The sequence below is a fragment of the Streptomyces sp. NPDC048420 genome (genome assembly GCF_040651535.1).
Lineage (GTDB): Bacteria > Actinomycetota > Actinomycetes > Streptomycetales > Streptomycetaceae > Streptomyces.
Genome location: NZ_JBEZKG010000009.1, coordinates 132,131 through 149,017, shown reverse-complemented (window position 1 = coordinate 149,017; position 16,887 = coordinate 132,131). Strand labels below are relative to the sequence as shown.

The following is a 16,887-nucleotide window of genomic DNA, read 5'->3' as shown; positions in this document are numbered from 1 at the left end:
CCGTCATGGATGATCAGTCGCCGTCGGTCAGCCTCTTGAGACGGGCTGCCGCCGCTTCCGCGCGGCGCTGAGCCTGCCGGAGCACGCGCTCGTCGGCCCGTTCCCGATCGCGGGCCCGGCGCTCCTTCGCCTCGGCCTGACGGGCCTGCGACTCGAGATCCTTCAGCTCCTCGGCCAGCTGACGCGCGCGCCGCCGCAATCCGGCGAGCTTTTCCTCGGCGTCCTGTACGTCCTGACGGTGCTGCTCCGTGCGCTGCTGCTGCTCGTGAACTTCCTGCTCGGCCCGGTCGGCTTCACGGAGTGCCTCCGCGATGCGTCTGCGCCGCCGCTCGTCCGCCTCCGTCCGGTCCGTCCTCTCCGTCGTCTCCGTCCTCTCCGTCACCGTCCTCTCCGTCCGGTCCTGCCGGGGCGAGGGAGAAGGGACGACACGCAGCCCTCTGCCTGCGGCGGCGAAGCCGGTGGGGGCGGTGAGTGGCTTGGCCAGCCGGGCCGATGCCCACTGCTGTGCCGCGTCCGGATCGGACAACACCGCACGCAGCGTCTCCTCGATCTGTCGTTGGGCGTCCTCGCCGATGTTCTGCCCGGCCTCGGCGGCCAGCTGACGGGCCTGCCTGGACAGGGCGGCGATCAGGGCATGCTGCCGGCGGGAGAGTTCCCGCAGCTGGTCGCCGTCCATGTCGCGGTGTGCCGCGCGCAGCCCCGCACCCAGTCGCAGCAGCGGTTCCACCTCACCCGGCATCTCCCGCACCAGCAGATTGCTCGCCCAGGCCGACAGGGTCGGCCGGTGTAGCGCCTTGATCTCCTCGGCGAGCTCGCGGTTCCCGTCGGTGCGGGCTTTCGCGGCGCGCTGGTTGCGGACGGCGGTGAACTCGTCGGGCCGCAGTCCGTACAGCTCGTCAGCGACAGCATCGAGATCCACCGGCGTCCCTCCGCTGTGTCGGTATGTCGATTTTCTCATTCTCCGGGCGGGAGTGCGTGGGGTGAGGGACCGACGCGGTCAGCTGTGAGAGAGGGCGAAGGAGACCAGGAAGCCGCTCGCGGTGATCAGCCCGATGGCCAGATGGGCGTCGTCGAACGCCTCGGGGATCATCGTGTCGGCGATCATGGCGAGGATCGCGCCGGCGGCTACTGCGGTCACCGCGGCGATCATGGTGGGGGAGAGGGAGCCGACGACGGTGTAGCCGAGGACGGCCGAGACGGTGCTCGCGGCGGCGATCGCCGCCCAGACGCCGAAGATGTATCCCTTGGTGCGGCCGGCCTGCTTCATGCCCGCCGAACTGGACAGTCCCTCGGGCACGTTGCTGATGAGGACCGCTGCCACGGTCACCAGGCTGACCGCGCCGCCGTCGAGCAGGCTGACGCCGATCACCGCGGACTCCGGCACCCCGTCGAGCAGCGCACCGAGTGCGAGCGCCATGCCGGAACCGCCCTGCTGGGCTTCCGAGGGCTGCGCCGCAGCCTGCGTGTGACCGGAACGCTTGCGGTGCCGGGCGCCCCGGCGGGCCAGCCACACGTTGCCCGCGGTGTAGGCCAGGGCGCCGATGAGGGTGCCGACGGCTGCGGGGGCGAGCCCTGCCTCGTCGTACGCCTCCCCGACCAGCTCGAAGGAGACCGCTGACAACAGCACCCCCGCACCGAAGGCCATCACGGTCGCGATCACCTTCTGCGGCACCCGCAGCCCGTACCCCAGTGCCGCACCGAGCAACAGCGCCGAGCCCGCCACCAGCCCCCACAGGCCGGCCTGTACCACTTCAGCCATGCGACGCGTCTACCCGGTACGGATGTGGATCAACAGGCGACCGGCGCGGACGGCGCCGCGAAGGGCAGGCTGGCGCTCAGCCGCGCCGGACGGAGAGCAGGCGCGCCGCCACGGCCAGCACCAGGCCGACCGCGACGAGGTACAGGCCAAGACGGTCTTCGGGCACCGCCGGTGACCACACCCGCCAGGCCGACGGCGTGTAACTGTCGGCCGCGAGGTAGTCCGCGTACACCCTGGGAGGCGCGCTGGTCCGGCCGCGCACCCACAGCAGGGCGCCTATGGTGGCGCAGGTCGCTGATATCGCATACAGGGCCGTGCCCCGGTGCCGGGCCGGTCTGGACATGGGTTCTCCCCCCGCTCGCTGGCTTCGGATCAGTTCTCGGTCAGCAGGTGTCGTACGACGTATCCGGCGGAGTTCACGCCGGAGCTGCCGCCTTCGACCAGTGCCGCGACGGCGATGCGGGAGTTGTACGCGGTCAGCCAGCCGTTGGTGTGGTCGGCTTCCTCCGCGGTGCCGGTTTTGGCGCCCACGCCGGCCAGGCCGCCGAGGCGCGGGGCTGCGGTGCCGCCGGTGGCCACGCCGCGCATCATCGACTGCAGGTAGCCGGCCGTACGGCTGGAGATCTGCTGCGGCGCGCTGTCCTGGTGCTGTCCCGGCAGGATGATCGGCTGCTCGAAGCCGGCGTTGCGAACTGTCGCCGCCACCGACGCCATGAACAGCGGTGTGGCGGTGACCCTGCCCTGTCCGATGAACTGGGCCGCCTGGTCGCCGCCCTGGACGTCGGCCGGGATGCTCGGGTCGGTGGTGGCGACGCCGCCGCCGATGGACCAGCTGCCCATGCCGAAGACGCCCACGGCCTCGTCGTGCAGGGCGGAGGCGTCGCCGTTGTTGACGAGGTAGTGGAAGCCGTCCTTGATGAAGGAGGTGTTGCACGACACGGCGAACGCGTGCGCGACGGTGGAGGCGGAGTCGGCCGTCACGCCCGGGTCGTTGTGGAAGGTCTGGCTGTTCGCCGTGATCGAGTCCGTGCACGGGGCCGGACTGCTCGGCGTGAGGCCGGCCTTGTCGAACAGGGCCGCCGACGTGATGATCTTCATGGTGGAGCCCGGCGACTTGATGCCGTTGATGGCGATGTCGCCGTCCGCGCCCGTGTGGGCGACCGCGAGGATGTGGCCGGTCCGCCAGTCCAGCGCCACCGTCCCGGCGGGCTTGCCCTGCAGGGGCGAGTCCTTCACCGCGCTCTCGGCCACGGCCTGGAGGTGCGCGTCGATGGTCGTCCTGATCTTCGGGGCCTTGCCCTTGGAGAAGACCTTCAATGTCTTGACCCCGCCACCACCGGAGTCCACCACGGCCACGCCCGTGCCGGTGCTGCCGCCACCGGGTTCGGTGTTCTGGCGGATCGTCGCTGCGATGTCCCGCAGCGAGGGGAACGCGGACAGGTCCGTTGTCCCGTCGCTCGCGACGACCTCGGCCGTACTCGCGTTCGCGGGGAGCTTTCCCGCCGTCAGCGACTGGTCGTCGCCCAGGCCGGGGTAGAGCACCGAACTGTTCCAGTGCACCGCCGTCCGACCGTCCGTGCTCTGCAGTACCGCCACCGCGCTCGGATAGGTCCAGGTGCCGCCCGCCACCTTTGCCGTGACGTCGAAGGTGACCTTGGTGGCGCCGGACGTGACCGTCGACGGCCCGGCCGACACCACATGGCCGAACGTCAGCTTCGTCAGTCGCAGCCCGTCGGTGTACCCGTGCAGCGCCTGGGCGGCCGTACTCGGCGCATCGGTGTCGCTCGACGCCGTGTCGAGGCGCTGCTGCGACCAGCCCTCCAGGAACGCCCGGGTCAGCTTGACGGCCTTGGCGTCCGACGGCGGTGAGGTCGACACCGCCGCGGGGTCGAAGCTGTGCGCCGCCTTGGTCCGAACGTCGCCCGCAGGCCCCGAGGCCAGGCCGTGGACGATGTTGTACGCGCCGTATCCCCCGAGGACGAGCACTGCCGTACACGTACCGGCCATGCCGACCTTCACCGCTCTGTTCATGGAGCGGATCGTATATTTGTGCCCACTGCAGGTAAGCCAGATTCTGGTAAAGCGTTGCCCACCGGCAGGTCCTTCAGGCGTCGGCGCAGCGCTTCCTGACGCGGCGTCACCGCGGTGCCGGGAGGGGCTCTCTCCCCTCGCGTAAACGGAAGCAGCGAAGTGAGAGGCCCTATGTTCACCACCCGTCCCACCCTCCAGGGCACTTTCGGCATGGTGTCCTCCACCCACTGGCTGGCCTCTCAGTCGGCGATGGCGGTCCTGGAGGACGGCGGCAACGCGTACGACGCGGCGGTCGCCGGCGCCTTCGTGCTGCACGTCGTCGAGCCGCACCTCAACGGTCCCGCCGGTGAGGTGCCGATCCTGCTGGCGCCGGCCGGCGAAGAGGTGCGGGTGCTGTGCGGGCAGGGTGTCGCGCCGGCCGGGGCGACCGTGGCCCACTACCGGCAGCTCGGTCTGGATCTGGTCCCCGGCACCGGCCCCCTCGCCGCCGCGGTTCCCGGCGCCTTCGACGCCTGGATGCTGCTCCTGCGCGACCACGGCACCAAGTCCCTCGCCGATGTCCTCAAGTACGCCGTCGGGTACGCCGAGGACGGGCACGCGCCCGTGGGGAACGTCGGCGCGACCGTCGAGAGCGTGCGGGAGCTGTTCGAGACGGAGTGGACCTCGTCGGCGGAGGTGTATCTGCCGGGAGGCGACGCTCCCCGCCCAGGTGCGCTGTTCCGCAACCCCGCCCTCGCCGCCACCTGGAAGCGGCTGCTCGCGGAGGTGGCGGGGGCCGGCGACCGGGTCGCGCAGATCGAGGCGGCACGCGAGGTGTGGCGTACCGGTTTCATCGCCGAGGCACTCGTACGGCAGGCGCGGCGGCCCACCATGGACACCAGCGGCTCCCGGCACACCGGCACGCTCACGGCCGCCGATCTCGCCGGGTGGTCCGCGACCTACGAGGCGCCGGCGACGTACGACTGGAACGGCTGGACCCTGTGCAAGGCCGGCCCCTGGAGCCAGGGCCCGGTGCTCCTCCAGCAACTCGCGCTGCTGCCGCCCGAACTGCCGCGGTACGGGTCCGCGGAGTACGTCCATCTCCTGGTCGAGGGCTGCAAGCTGGCCATGGCCGACCGGGAGGCCTGGTACGGGGACGCGGCCGAAGTGCCGCTCGGGGAGCTGCTGTCGGAGGAGTACAACGCCGGGCGGCGCGAACTCGTCGGAGACAAGGCCTCGTACGAGCTGCGGCCGGGCGGTCCTGGGGGACGGGTTCCGCGACTGAGCGCGCACGCGCGTGTGGTCGTCACCGAGGATCCCGGGTTCAGTCCGATGGGGGTGGGGGAACCCACGGTGGCCAAGAGGCCGACCTCGCCGGTGCCGGGTGAGCCGCAGACCGGTTCCGATGGTGCCACCCGGGGCGACACCTGCCATCTCGACGTCGTCGACCGCTGGGGCAACATGGTCGCCGCCACGCCCAGCGGAGGGTGGCTGCAGTCCAACCCCGTCGTGCCCGAACTGGGCTTCCCGCTGGGCACCCGGCTCCAGATGGCCTGGCTGGAGGAAGGCCTGCCCAACTCCCTCACGCCGGGCCGCCGCCCCCGCACCACCCTCACCCCCTCGATCGCCCTGCGGGACGGGGTGCCGGTCATGGCCTTCGGGACACCCGGCGGGGATCAGCAGGACCAGTGGCAGCTCCACTTCTTCCTGTCCGTCGCCCTGCGCTCCCCGGTCCGCGGCGGCCTCGACCTCCAGGGCGCGATCGACGCCCCCAACTGGCACAACGACAGCTTCCCGGGGTCCTTCTATCCGCGGGGCATGCGACCGGGGAGCGTCACGGTGGAGGCACGGACGGACCCGGAGGTCGTGGCGGAGCTACGGCGACGGGGGCACGACGTGACGGTGGGGGCGCCGTGGTCGGAGGGACGGTTGTGCGCCGTCGCGCGGGACCCGGAGACGGGGGTTCTGTCGGCGGGGGCGAACCCTCGGGGGATGCAGGGGTATGCGGTGGGGCGGTGACCCGGTGGCCCCGGGCCCGAGGACGCGGAGCCACCCCACGGATCCTGGTGTTCACGGTGATTCCACCCCGCATCCACCACGCGGGCGGGGATTGTCAGTCCCGCGTGCTCTCATGGAGGCATGATCGAAGACACGGAAACCATCGACGAGTTTCTCGACCAGCACGCGGGTGACGTCGAAGAGGCGATCCGCAAGGCCGCCGCGGCCGAGATCATGCCGCGCTTCCGGCGGCTCGCCGCGCACGAGGTCGTCCAGAAGGCCGGCCCGCACGACCTGGTCACGGACGCCGACCGGCTGGCCGAGCAGTACCTCACCGAGGCGCTCGGCGCACTGCTGCCCGGCTCCGTCGTGGTCGGCGAGGAGGCGGTGCACGCCAACCCGGCGTCGTACGAGGCGATACAGGGCGAAACCCCGGTCTGGATCGTCGACCCCGTCGACGGCACCCGGCAGTTCGTGCAGGGCGACCCCGGTTTCTGCACGCTGGTCGCGCTCGCGAGGAACGGCGTCCTGCTCGCCTCCTGGACCTACGCACCGGCCCGGGACCAGCTGGCCACGGCGATACGGGGCAGGGGCGCGTTCCTCGACGGCGAGCGGCTGTACGCGGGCACACCCGACCCCGGCCGGGACCTCCAGGTGGCCACCTCCCACCCGGACTACACGACGGAGGCGGAGAAGCGGGCCCTGCTCGGCCTGTGGACGGACGGCGTCGCACTGCGCCCGTGCGGCTCGGCAGGCCTGGAGTATCTCGCCGTGGCCCGCGGCGAGTCGGACGCGGTCGCGTTCTCCTGGGAGTTGGCCTGGGACCACGCGGCGGGCCTGCTGCTGGTCGAGGAGGCGGGCGGCGCCCACCTGACCCTCACCGGCGACCCGTTCCGCATCACGGGAGGCAACACCCTGCCTTTCACAGCGGCCCGCGACACGGCGACGGCGCGCAGGGTACGGGGGCTGCTGGCGGGGGAGGCCTGACAGGACGCCGAGGGCGGGGGCAGCGGGGCAGCGGGGGCGAAGGCGGGGGCAGCGGGGGCGAAGAGGGGTTTCGAACAGCCCGCCTCCCCGACTTACCCCCGAACCCCGAGACTGTCAGTCCCCCGGCATATCCTGATCCTCTGGCCATCGGCTGACGAAGGGGTCCGAAGGTGCCGTCGATGCTCGATGCGGTCGTGGTGGGTGCGGGGCCGAACGGACTGACGGCTGCCGTGGAGCTGGCCCGGCGCGGTTTCTCCGTGGCGGTGTTCGAGGCGCGCGACACCGTGGGCGGCGGTGCCCGTACCGAGGAGCTGACCCTCCCCGGCTTCCTGCACGACCCGTGCTCCGCGGCCCACCCGCTCGGTATCAACTCCCCGGCGTTCCGCGCCCTGCCCCTGGAACGCTACGGCCTGGAGTGGCTGCACGCCGAACTGCCGATGGCGCACCCCTTCACCGACGGCACCGCCGCCGTGCTGTCGAGGTCGGTCGCCGAGACGGCCGCCTCCTTCGGGCCGCGTGACGCGGGGACGTACAGGAGGCTCGTCGAGCCGTTCCTGCCCAAGTGGGACACCCTGGCCCGCGACTTCATGTCGCTGCCCCTGACCGCGCTGCCCCGCGACCCGGTGACCCTGGCCCGCTTCGGCCTCGTCGGCCTGCCCCCGTCGACCTGGCTGATGCGCCGCTTCCGGGACGAGCGTGCCAAGACCCTGTTCGCCGGGCTCGTCGCCCATGTCATGGCCCCGCTCAGCGGCTTCGCCACCGGCGCCATCGGCCTGGTCTTCGCCCTCGCGGCACACGCCCGGGGCTGGCCCGTGGCCCGGGGCGGCTCGCAGTCCATCTCCGACGCGCTGACCGCGTACCTCAAGGACCTCGGCGGGACCGTCCACACCGACTACGAGGTCAAGCGGCTCGACGACCTGCCGCCCGCCCGCGCGTATGTCTTCGACACCTCGCCCACCGCCCTGGCCCGCATCGCCGGCCTCGGCAACTACTACGACGGCTACCGCTACGGCCCGGGCGTCTTCAAGGTCGACTACGCCCTCGACGGCCCCGTGCCGTGGACCGCGAAGGAGGCGCGCAGCGCGGGCACCGTGCAGATCGGCGCGGACAGGGCGGAGATCGGTGCCGCGCTGCGTGCCGCGTCCCGGGAGGGCCGGGCGCCCGACCGGCCGTTCATGATCACCGTGCAGCCCAGCGTCGTCGATCCCGGCCGGGCCCCCGCCGGAAAGCAGGTCTTCTGGGTCTACGGCCATGTCCCCAGCGGCTGGACCGGCGACCTCACCGACGCCGTGGAGCGTCAACTGGAGCGCTTCGCCCCGGGTTTCCGTGACCGGGTCCTCGCCCGTGCCACCGCCGGCCCGCCCGAACTGGCCGCCCGCAACGCCAACTACGTCGGCGGAGACATCGCCTCCGGCGCCGTCAGCGGACTCCAGATCATGCTGCGCCCCAAGCTCTCCCTGTTCCCCTACGGCACCCCGCACCCGGCCGTCTTCATCTGTTCGTCGGCCACCCCGCCGGGGCCGGGTGTGCACGGCATGTCGGGACACAACGCCGCGAAGGCGGTCTGGCGGAGGTTGAGACAGGAGGGCTGAGGTTCACCAGTCGGCTGCAACGGCAAGCGGGACGTCCGGTGACCTCGCCCAACTGGTCCGAGCCCCGCCGCGTTGAGCGTCCCAGGCGATGTGATCGCGGGAGCGGCCGCGACCGGACACGCCGTGAACGCCCGTGTCCTCGGCACCGTCGGCTCCGCCGTCTGCCTCTACTGGGCGAGCATGGCGCTCAACGAGTCCGTCGACGCCACCGTCGACGCCGTGGAACGCCCCCAGCGTCCGGTGCCCCTCCGGCCGGGTCCCGCGCCGGACCGCGCTCGCCGTGGCCGGCGGACTGACCGCCGGGGCCTCCTGGGAGCGCGCTCCCTCTGACCAGGCTGATCTGGGCCTGCGACCCGGGGCTCAAGTCGACTTCTGCGGGCCCGCCGGGCGCCCGTACCCTTGATGTCCTCTCCGGAGCGCCGGCCGCGGCGCGGGCCTCTTCCGTGCGCCGGGAGGCCTTCGGGCACATCGCCACCACCCCGTCTCCGGCCACGGTCGGCACCCCGCACTCAACTTCGGATCGGCCTGGCCTCTCTGTTCCGCCGACTGCCGAACCTGCCCCCGACGGACCCACCCGACCCGCTCCCCCTGTCGACGAGCACGGCCCGCGGCCGGACGAGCTGGAAGAGTGGCCGTCATGACCACCATCCGGCTCGTCCAGGGCGACATCACGCGGGAGAGCGCCGACGCGATCGTCAACGCCGCGAACTCCTCCCTCCTCGGCGGGGGAGGAGTCGACGGCGCCATCCACCGCCGCGGCGGCCCCGCGATCCTGGCGGACTGCCGCAAGCTGCGCGCCTCTCACTACGGCAAGGGTCTCGCCACGGGCCAAGCCGTCGCCACCACCGCGGGCGAGCTGGACGCCCAGTGGGTGATCCACACCGTCGGCCCCCGCCACAGCCGTGACGAGGACCGCTCCGACCTGCTTGCCTCCTGCTACCGCGAGTCTCTGCGCGTCGCCGACGAACTCGGCGCCCGGACCGTCGCCTTCCCGGCCGTCTCCGCCGGCATCTACGGCTGGCCGATCGACGACGCCGCCCGGATCGCGGTGGCGACCGTACGGGAGACGCCGACCGCCGTCGAGGAGGTCCGGTTCGTACTGTTCGACGACCAGGCGTACCAGGCGTTCGCGAGGCACGTCTCCTGACCCCCGGTCACGCGCGGCACACCCTTACGGGCGAACGCGTTCCGGGCACCGAGGACATGGCTGTATGGGGTCGCGGTGGCGCGAGCGGCCCGCCGGGGCGATCCGGCGGCCCGCGATCGGTTGCAGGGCGCCGGAGCCCTTCCGACGGTGGGCCCAAGGAAGTTCTCCGAAAGGAACACGCATGCGCCCCCTCGTCTCCCGCGGCCGTCTCCTGCCGCCCCTGGTCTGTGCCGCGCTGATCCTCGGCCCGGTCGGCACCGCGGCCGCCGTAACCGACGCGGGCCGCGCGGCGTCGGACCACGGGGTGTCGCAGCCGGTCGTCTGGTACGGCACCGACAACGCGGGCACCCTGGAAGACCGCCTCGACGCGCTGGACCGTGCCGAGCAGGACACCGTCCTCCAGCCCCTCCTGGACGCCGTCACCGACATCGCCGCCCTGGACGGCACCCACCTCGACGCGCGCGAGGCGGCCGCCCACGCGAAGGCCGTGGAAGCGGCGAACACCGAGGTCCAGGAACAGCTGCGGCAGCCGAGCGGCACGGACCGGTCCGCGGCCGCGGCGGCCGATCCGGTCTCCGACCTCCTCGACACGATCCAGTCCACCGTCGACAGCCTGCTCACGTCACTGACCTCCCTGGACCTGGGCGGTGTGCTGAGTGCGGTCACCGGCGTCCTGGGCTCCGTGCTCGGTGCCGTCACCGGCCTCCTCGGCGGCGGCCTGCCCTCGGTGCCGGCCGTCTGACACCACGGCACGACAGCATCAGGGCACCCCCGCGTGAACACACGCGGGGGTGCCCGTGTGTCGCGATGTCCCCAGGACCTCACAGACACCGACATAGTCATTGCCTCGGAAGCGCTCGGGATCTAGGTTGAGTCGCATCCTGTGCCTCAAAGTCACCATTAGCGCACAGGAATTGACGCTCCCTCAGTACGTACACCGCACTGTCGTCCCGAGGAAGGTTCCGCTGATGTCCCATCCGTTTCCGCCCGCCCCCATCAGCCGTCGGCGTCTGCTGGAGGGAGGAGCGGCCGTCCTCGGCGCACTCGCCCTCTCCTCCGGCCCCCTGTCCGCCCGCGGCCATGCGGCGGAGGGCGCCCCGGAGTGGAACGGCGCCATCGACCTCTTCCGGGTGGGCACCGAGCCCCCGCACACCACCCTCATGCCGTACGGCACCGTCGGCCAGGCCCTCACCGCCGACCGCACCCGCTCGCCGTACCGTCTGAGCCTCGACGGCACCTGGAAGTTCGCCTACGCCGACCGCCCCGACGACCGGGACACCGACTTCTACGGCACCGGCGTGGACGACTCCGACTGGGACACCATTCCCGTGCCTTCGACATGGCAGGTGCATGGCTACGACTTCCCGATCTACATCAACATCACTTACCCCTGGTGGGGCCCCAACGGGCTCGGCGAGGAGGCCCAGCCGCCCGCCGCCCCGACCCGCTACAACCCCGTCGGCCAGTACAGGCGCACCTTCACCGTCCCGAAGGACTGGTCGGGCCGCCGGACCTTCCTGCACTTCGAGGGCGTCAAGTCCGCCCACTACGTGTGGATCAACGGCGAACTCGTCGGCTACCACGAGGACTCCTACACCGCCGCCGAGTACGACATCACCGAGCACCTCAAGCCGGGCACCAACCAGATAGCCGTGGAGGTCTACCGCTACTCCGACGGGGACTGGCTGGAGGACCAGGACATGATCCGGCTGAGCGGCATCTTCCGCTCGGTCTACCTGTACTCCACCCCGGCCGTCCACCTGCGCGACTTCAAGCTGGACACCCCGCTCGGCGACGACTACACCTCCGCCGAGCTCTCGGTCACCGCGAGCGTGCGGGACTACGGCGGCGACAACCAGGGCCGCTACACCGTCGAGACGCAGCTCTACGACGCCGGCGGCCACGCGGTCTGGTCCCGGCCGCTCCAGCAGACCGTGGCCCTCGACGCCGGCGCCGAGACGACCGTACAGGCCGCGAAGGCCGTACCGGCGCCCAAGCTGTGGTCGGCCGAGCACCCGAACCTGTACACCGCCGTCCTGCGGCTGCGCGACCCCGCGGGCAAGGTGATCGAGACGCTCTCGCACCGCGTCGGCCTGCGTGAATTCGCCCTGAAGGACGGGCTGATGCGCATCAACGGCAAACCCGTGTCCTTCCGCGGCACCAACCGTCACGAGATGCACCCCGACCGCGGCACCGCGCTCACCCGCGCGGACCTCGTGCAGGACATCACGATCATCAAGCGGCTGAACATCAACTCCGTGCGCACCTCGCACTACCCCAACAACCCGCTGTGGTACGAACTTGCCGACGAGTACGGCCTCTACCTGGTCGACGAGACCAACCTGGAGACCCACGGCATCCGCGGCGAGTACCCCGGCAACCACCCCGACTGGAGCGCGGCCTGCGTGGCCCGTGCGCAGAACATGGTCCACCGCGACAAGAACCACGCCTCGGTGGTCATCTGGTCCCTGGGCAACGAGGCGGGCGGCGGCAGCACCTTCGTCACCATGCGCGACTGGATCAAGTCGTACGACAGCACGCGCGTCGTCCAGTACGAGGGCGACGACCGGCCCACCATCAGCGACATCCGCTCGGAGATGTACGAGAGCCCCGCACGCGTGGAGCAGCGCGCCAAGGACACCTCCGACACCCGGCCGTACGTGATGATCGAGTACTGCCACGCCATGGGGAACTCCAACGGCAACTTCAAGAAGTACTGGGACATCGTCCGACGCCACCCCGTCCTCCAGGGCGGCTGGATCTGGGACTTCGTCGACCAGTCCCTCACCGAGCCGGTCCCGGTACGGCAGTTGCTGACCGAGACCGGACCCGGCGCGCTTGTGGGTGAAGTCCTGCCCGCCCGTGCGAAGTTCGACCGTGACAAGGGTGTCTCCGGCGGTACGGTCTTCGCCCGCGACGCCCGTCTCGACCTCAGGGGCTCGCTGACGCTGGAGGCCTGGGTCACCCCGAAGGTGACGGGTTATCACCAGCCCATCGTCGTCAAGGGGGACACCCAGTACGCCCTCAAACAGTCCGGGAGGACACTGGAGTTCTTCATCTACGGCGGCGGCCAGTGGGTCACCGCCACCTGGCCGCTCCCGGACGACTGGACGGGCAGGGAACACCACGTCGCCGGGGTCTTCGACGCCGACGCGGGCACGTTGACCCTCCACGTGGACGGACAGGTCAGGGCCACCCGGACCACCACCCAGAAGCCCAGCGGCAACACCGCGCCCCTCGCGCTGGCCGTCGATGTCGACAACCCCACAAGGGAGTTCAGCGGCACCATCAGGAAGGCGCGCGTGTACGGCCGTGCCCTGAGCGCCGCCGAACTGGCCTCCGACAGCCGGGGGCCCGGTGACGACGGCGTGCGGTTCTGGTTCGACGCGGCGACCGTGGGGGTCAAGGAGAAGCGGCCCGCACAGAAGACCTTCTTCGCGTTCGGCGGCGACTGGGGCGACAACCCCAACGACGGCGCCTTCGTCGCGGACGGCATCGTCACCGCCGACCGCGGCCACACCGGCAAGGCCGCCGAGGTCAAGCGGATCTACCAGGCGGTCGACGCGGCCTGGGCTCCGGGCGGGGCGGTGACCCTCACCAACGAGAACCTCTTCACCAACCTCAGGGAATTCGGCGTGAGTTGGACGCTCACGGCCGACGGCAAGGTGGTCCAGCGCGGGAAGCTCACCCGCGACCAGCTGAACGTGCCACCCCTGTCCAGCAAGGAGATCAACGTCCCGTACAAGCTCCCGAGCACCCCGGCGCCGGGCAGCGAGTACTTCCTCCAACTCTCCTTCACCACCAAGGAGTCCACGCCCTGGGCGAGGTCCGGCTTCGAGGTGGCCCGGCAGCAGCTCGCCGTCGACGCGGGCAGCCCGGCAGTGACACCGGTACCGCTGACGAAGGTCCCGACGCTGACCTACCGGGAGGCGTCCGGCCAAGTCACCGTCACCGGCAGGGGTTTCTCCGTCACCGTCGACAGGAGCAGCGGGACCATCACCTCGTACCAGGCCCATGGGACCCGCCTGATCACCGGTGGGCCCGTGCCGAACTACTGGCGGGCGCCCACCGACAACGACCACGGCAACGGGCAGCACACCCGCAACCAGACCTGGCGCGACGCCGGTGCGAACCGCGAGGTCACCGACGTGAGCGTGCGGGCGCTGGGGGACCGGGCCGTCGAGATCAAGGTGAGCGGCACCCTGCCGACGGCCACCGAGTCGACGTACACCACGACCTACACCGTCTTCGGGAACGGCGAGGTCAAGGTCGACAACACCCTTCATCCCGGGGCGAGTTCACTGCCGTACATACCGGAGGTCGGCACGATCCTGTTCCTGCCGCGCCGCCTGGACCGGCTGCACTACTACGGCCGCGGGCCCGAGGAGAACCACTGGGACCGCAACGACGGTACCGACGTGGGGCTCTACTCCGGGACCGTCGCCGAACAGTGGACCTCCTACATCCGCCCGCAGGAGAACGGCAACAAGACCGACGTCCGCTGGGCCGCCCTGACCGGGCGCGACGGCGTCGGACTGCTCGTCTGCGGTGAGCCCCTCCTGGAGGTCAACGCCTCGCACTTCACCCCGGAGGACCTGTCCACCGGGGTGCGCCACGACTACCAGCTCACGCCGCGCGACGCGGTCGTCCTGCGCGTCAACCACCGGCAGATGGGCGTCGGCGGCGACAACAGCTGGGGCGCGCACACCCACGACGAGTACAAACTCCTCGCCAACCGGGACTACTCGTACACCTACCGGCTGCGCCCCCTCACGGATGTGACGCAGGCCACGGCAACCTCTCGGCGGCCGACGGCGACCACATAACGCGCCGGGGGTTGAGGAGTTCGGCGCACCAGGGGTGAGGCGTTCTGTTCGGGGGCGCCTCACCCCGATTTCGTGGGCGCCGCACCCTCTTTCGTCGAGGTGTCACTCCGCCGTGTCGCTGATCCCGAGCCGCAGATGCTCCACGTGGTACACCGCCTGGTCGAGCAGCTCGGCGACATGGTGGTCGTGCAGCGCGTACACCACCGACCGGCCCTGACGCTCGCCCACGACCAGGCCCAGGTTGCGCAGCAGCCGCAGCTGGTGCGAGCAGGCGGACTGCTCCATGCCCACCTCTGCGGCCAACTCCGTGGCCGGCAGCGGCCCTTCGCGCAGCCTCGCGAGGATCAGCAGACGGGACGGGGTGGAGAGGGCCTGGAGCGTGGTGGCCACCTTGGCGACATTGGCCGCGTCCAGGCGTACGCGCTCTTCGTCGGTGGTGGTGACGGCTCCATGACCCATGGGCGCTATCTTACTCACTGCACATGAACAGATGAATGAGTCTTCATGTGTTCCTGTATGATGGCTCGGGTGTCCACGACTCTCGCTCCCGCTCGTGTCCCCTCGTCCACCCCGCCGGCGGTCCGCCGCCGCACCCGTGTCCTGGCGCTTCCCGAGGCCCGCTGGGCGCTCGCGTCCACCGTCGCCTTCCTGCTCGGCCTCGCGCTCGACCTGGGAGGTCTGCCGTGGTGGGCCTACGGCCCGCTGTACGCGGTCGCCTATGCCACCGGCGGCTGGGAACCGGCTCTCGAAGGGCTGCGGGCGCTGCGCGAGAGGACTCTGGACGTCGACCTGCTGATGATCGTGGCGGCGCTGGGCGCGGCCGCGATCGGGCAGGTCCTGGACGGGGCCCTGCTGATCGTGATCTTCGCGAGCTCCGGCGCGCTGGAGGCGCTGGCCACGGCCCGTACGGCCGACTCGGTGCGGGGGCTGCTGGATCTCGCGCCCTCGATGGCGACCCGCGTGACGGAGGACGGCGAGCAGACGGTCCCCGCGGGTGAACTCGCCGTGGGAGACGTACTGTTGATCCGTCCCGGTGAGCGCATCGGAGCCGACGGACGGGTCCTGGACGGGGCGAGCGAGGCCGACCAGGCCACCATCACCGGCGAGCCCCTCCCGGTCCCCAAGGGCCCCGGCGACGAGGTCTTCGCCGGCACCCTCAACGGCACCGGCGCGCTGCGCGTCCGCGTGGAGCGCGACCCCGCCGACTCCGTGATCGCCCGCATCGTGACGCTGGTCGAGGAGGCCTCGCGCACCAAGGCGCCGACGCAGCTGTTCATCGAGCGGATCGAGCAGCGGTACGCGGTGGGGATCGTGGCGGCCACGCTCGCCGTCTTCGGTGTCCCGCTGCTGTTCGGGGAGGACCTCACGGACGCGCTGCTGCGTGCGATGACCTTCATGATCGTCGCCTCGCCGTGCGCGGTCGTCCTCGCGACCATGCCCCCGCTGCTGTCCGCCATCGCCAACGCCGGACGCCACGGCGTCCTGGTCAAGTCGGCGGTCGCGATGGAACGGCTGGGGGAGGTGGACGCCGTGGCCCTCGACAAGACGGGGACGCTGACGGAGGGCGCGCCGGAGGTGTCGCAGGTACGACCGCTGCCGGGCTCGGGGCTCGACGAGGACGGGTTGCTCGCGCTGGCCGCGGCGGCCGAGCACCGGAGCGAGCATCCGCTGGCCCGGGCGGTTGTGCGGGCGGCGCGGGAGCGCGGTCTGCGGATCGCGGACGCGCGGGACTTCGCCGCCGTACCCGGGCGCGGGGTGACGGCGGTGGTCGGCGGTCGGGTGATCGAGGTCGGCCGGGCGACGGGCATGGGTGACGCGGAGGCCACGGGGGCCGGCATGGCCGAAGGGAGCGCGGCCGTCCCCGGCACCGAGAACGGCGACACCCTGGTCCTCGTCACCGGTGACGGCGTCCCCCTCGGCACCCTCGCCCTCACCGACCGGCTCCGCCCAGCCGCCTCCGCCACCACTGCCGCGCTCACCGCACTGACCGGCACCGCCCCCGTCCTGCTCACCGGCGACAATGCCGGGGCCGCCGCCCGGGTCGCCGCGGCCACCGGGCTCACCGACGTCCGCGCCGACCTGCTGCCCGAGGGCAAGGTGGACGCCGTACGGGAGCTGCAGGACGCCGGTCGCAAGGTGCTGTTCGTCGGGGACGGGGTCAACGACGCGCCCGCGCTCGCCGCCGCCCACTCCGGTATCGCGATGGGACGGGCGGGCTCCGACCTGGCGCTGGAGACGGCGGACGCGGTGGTGGTGCGGGACGAGCTCGCGACCGTTCCGGCGGTCGTACGGCTGTCCCGGGCCGCCCGCCGACTGGTCGTCCAGAACCTGGTGATCGCGGGTACCTTCATCACCGGACTCGTCCTGTGGGACCTCCTCGGACACCTCCCGCTGCCGCTCGGTGTCGCGGGGCACGAGGGCTCGACGGTCCTCGTCGGCCTCAACGGACTGCGGCTCCTTCGCGAGTCCGCGTGGCGGTCCGGGCAGGCCCAGGACCCGCGAGGTTGATGTCGGATTCTCGCCAGCCCGGTACCGGCGGGTGGTCGATGCTGGACGCATGCAGACGGG

13 protein-coding genes are annotated in these 16,887 nt (G+C 71.6%); 8 read left to right on the top strand and 5 right to left on the bottom strand.

Annotated features, from left to right (window positions below; genetic code table 11):
• Positions 1 to 13: 13 nt before the first annotated feature.
• From AB0D34_RS18060 to AB0D34_RS18045, 4 genes are all read right to left on the bottom strand, one after another.
• Positions 14 to 919, bottom strand: a complete 906-nt coding sequence (locus AB0D34_RS18060) for a hypothetical protein (RefSeq protein WP_362662588.1) — start codon at positions 917 to 919, stop codon at positions 14 to 16.
• Between the two features lie 78 nt (positions 920 to 997).
• Positions 998 to 1,759 carry a ZIP family zinc transporter gene (locus AB0D34_RS18055; protein WP_362662586.1) on the bottom strand — a complete coding sequence of 254 codons (762 nt, stop codon included), beginning with the start codon at positions 1,757 to 1,759 and terminating at the stop codon, positions 998 to 1,000.
• A gap of 76 nt (positions 1,760 to 1,835) precedes the next feature.
• The gene (locus tag AB0D34_RS18050) at positions 1,836 to 2,102 is read right to left on the bottom strand and encodes a hypothetical protein (RefSeq protein WP_362662584.1); all 267 of its coding nucleotides are present in this window, start codon (positions 2,100 to 2,102) and stop codon (positions 1,836 to 1,838) included.
• Positions 2,103 to 2,131: 29 nt separating this feature from the next.
• A complete protein-coding gene (locus AB0D34_RS18045; RefSeq protein ID WP_362662583.1) occupies positions 2,132 to 3,790 on the bottom strand; it encodes a penicillin-binding transpeptidase domain-containing protein in 1,659 nt (552 codons plus the stop codon).
• 171 nt (positions 3,791 to 3,961) lie between these two features.
• Here AB0D34_RS18045 and AB0D34_RS18040 point away from each other — a divergent pair, with 171 nt between their 5' ends.
• The 7 genes from AB0D34_RS18040 (at position 3,962) to AB0D34_RS18010 (ending at position 14,319) form a co-directional block, all read left to right on the top strand.
• Positions 3,962 to 5,788 carry a gamma-glutamyltransferase gene (locus tag AB0D34_RS18040; protein ID WP_362662581.1) on the top strand — a complete coding sequence of 609 codons (1,827 nt, stop codon included), beginning with the start codon at positions 3,962 to 3,964 and terminating at the stop codon, positions 5,786 to 5,788.
• A 120-nt stretch (positions 5,789 to 5,908) separates the two neighbouring features.
• Positions 5,909 to 6,754 (top strand): inositol monophosphatase family protein, encoded by an 846-nt coding sequence (locus AB0D34_RS18035; protein WP_362662579.1) that lies wholly within the window; start codon positions 5,909 to 5,911, stop codon positions 6,752 to 6,754.
• A gap of 179 nt (positions 6,755 to 6,933) precedes the next feature.
• Positions 6,934 to 8,346: an NAD(P)/FAD-dependent oxidoreductase gene (locus AB0D34_RS18030; protein ID WP_362662577.1), complete on the top strand. Its 1,413-nt coding sequence runs from the start codon at positions 6,934 to 6,936 to the stop codon at positions 8,344 to 8,346.
• Positions 8,347 to 8,418: 72 nt separating this feature from the next.
• Complete coding sequence (locus AB0D34_RS18025) at positions 8,419 to 8,676, top strand: hypothetical protein (RefSeq protein ID WP_362662575.1); 258 nt, start codon at positions 8,419 to 8,421, stop codon at positions 8,674 to 8,676.
• Between the two features lie 307 nt (positions 8,677 to 8,983).
• Positions 8,984 to 9,493, top strand: coding sequence for an O-acetyl-ADP-ribose deacetylase (locus AB0D34_RS18020; RefSeq protein WP_362662573.1), 510 nt, complete (start codon positions 8,984 to 8,986; stop codon positions 9,491 to 9,493).
• Between the two features lie 181 nt (positions 9,494 to 9,674).
• Positions 9,675 to 10,235, top strand: coding sequence for a hypothetical protein (locus tag AB0D34_RS18015; RefSeq protein ID WP_362662571.1), 561 nt, complete (start codon positions 9,675 to 9,677; stop codon positions 10,233 to 10,235).
• 226 nt (positions 10,236 to 10,461) lie between these two features.
• Positions 10,462 to 14,319, top strand: a complete 3,858-nt coding sequence (locus AB0D34_RS18010; protein ID WP_362662570.1) for a glycoside hydrolase family 2 TIM barrel-domain containing protein — start codon at positions 10,462 to 10,464, stop codon at positions 14,317 to 14,319.
• Positions 14,320 to 14,421: 102 nt separating this feature from the next.
• Here AB0D34_RS18010 and AB0D34_RS18005 read toward each other — a convergent pair whose 3' ends face one another.
• Positions 14,422 to 14,778 carry a metalloregulator ArsR/SmtB family transcription factor gene (locus tag AB0D34_RS18005; RefSeq protein ID WP_362662569.1) on the bottom strand — a complete coding sequence of 119 codons (357 nt, stop codon included), beginning with the start codon at positions 14,776 to 14,778 and terminating at the stop codon, positions 14,422 to 14,424.
• Positions 14,779 to 14,835: 57 nt separating this feature from the next.
• On the opposite strand from AB0D34_RS18005, the gene AB0D34_RS18000 reads away from it, so the two are divergent.
• Positions 14,836 to 16,827, top strand: a complete 1,992-nt coding sequence (locus AB0D34_RS18000; protein WP_362662969.1) for a heavy metal translocating P-type ATPase — start codon at positions 14,836 to 14,838, stop codon at positions 16,825 to 16,827.
• Positions 16,828 to 16,887 lie beyond the last annotated feature (60 nt).

What these genes read in the sequence shown, in the direction of transcription:
- AB0D34_RS18050 (WP_362662584.1), bottom strand. Translation starts at nt 2,102, where the DNA reads ATGTCCAGACCGGCCCGGCACCGGGGCACGGCCCTGTATGCGATATCA.
- AB0D34_RS18015 (WP_362662571.1), top strand. Translation starts at nt 9,675, where the DNA reads ATGCGCCCCCTCGTCTCCCGCGGCCGTCTCCTGCCGCCCCTGGTCTGT.
- AB0D34_RS18020 (WP_362662573.1), top strand. Translation starts at nt 8,984, where the DNA reads ATGACCACCATCCGGCTCGTCCAGGGCGACATCACGCGGGAGAGCGCC.
- AB0D34_RS18005 (WP_362662569.1), bottom strand. Translation starts at nt 14,778, where the DNA reads ATGGGTCATGGAGCCGTCACCACCACCGACGAAGAGCGCGTACGCCTG.
- AB0D34_RS18045 (WP_362662583.1), bottom strand. Translation starts at nt 3,790, where the DNA reads ATGAACAGAGCGGTGAAGGTCGGCATGGCCGGTACGTGTACGGCAGTG.
- AB0D34_RS18010 (WP_362662570.1), top strand. Translation starts at nt 10,462, where the DNA reads ATGTCCCATCCGTTTCCGCCCGCCCCCATCAGCCGTCGGCGTCTGCTG.
- AB0D34_RS18030 (WP_362662577.1), top strand. Translation starts at nt 6,934, where the DNA reads ATGCTCGATGCGGTCGTGGTGGGTGCGGGGCCGAACGGACTGACGGCT.
- AB0D34_RS18040 (WP_362662581.1), top strand. Translation starts at nt 3,962, where the DNA reads ATGTTCACCACCCGTCCCACCCTCCAGGGCACTTTCGGCATGGTGTCC.
- AB0D34_RS18000 (WP_362662969.1), top strand. Translation starts at nt 14,836, where the DNA reads ATGATGGCTCGGGTGTCCACGACTCTCGCTCCCGCTCGTGTCCCCTCG.
- AB0D34_RS18035 (WP_362662579.1), top strand. Translation starts at nt 5,909, where the DNA reads ATGATCGAAGACACGGAAACCATCGACGAGTTTCTCGACCAGCACGCG.
- AB0D34_RS18055 (WP_362662586.1), bottom strand. Translation starts at nt 1,759, where the DNA reads ATGGCTGAAGTGGTACAGGCCGGCCTGTGGGGGCTGGTGGCGGGCTCG.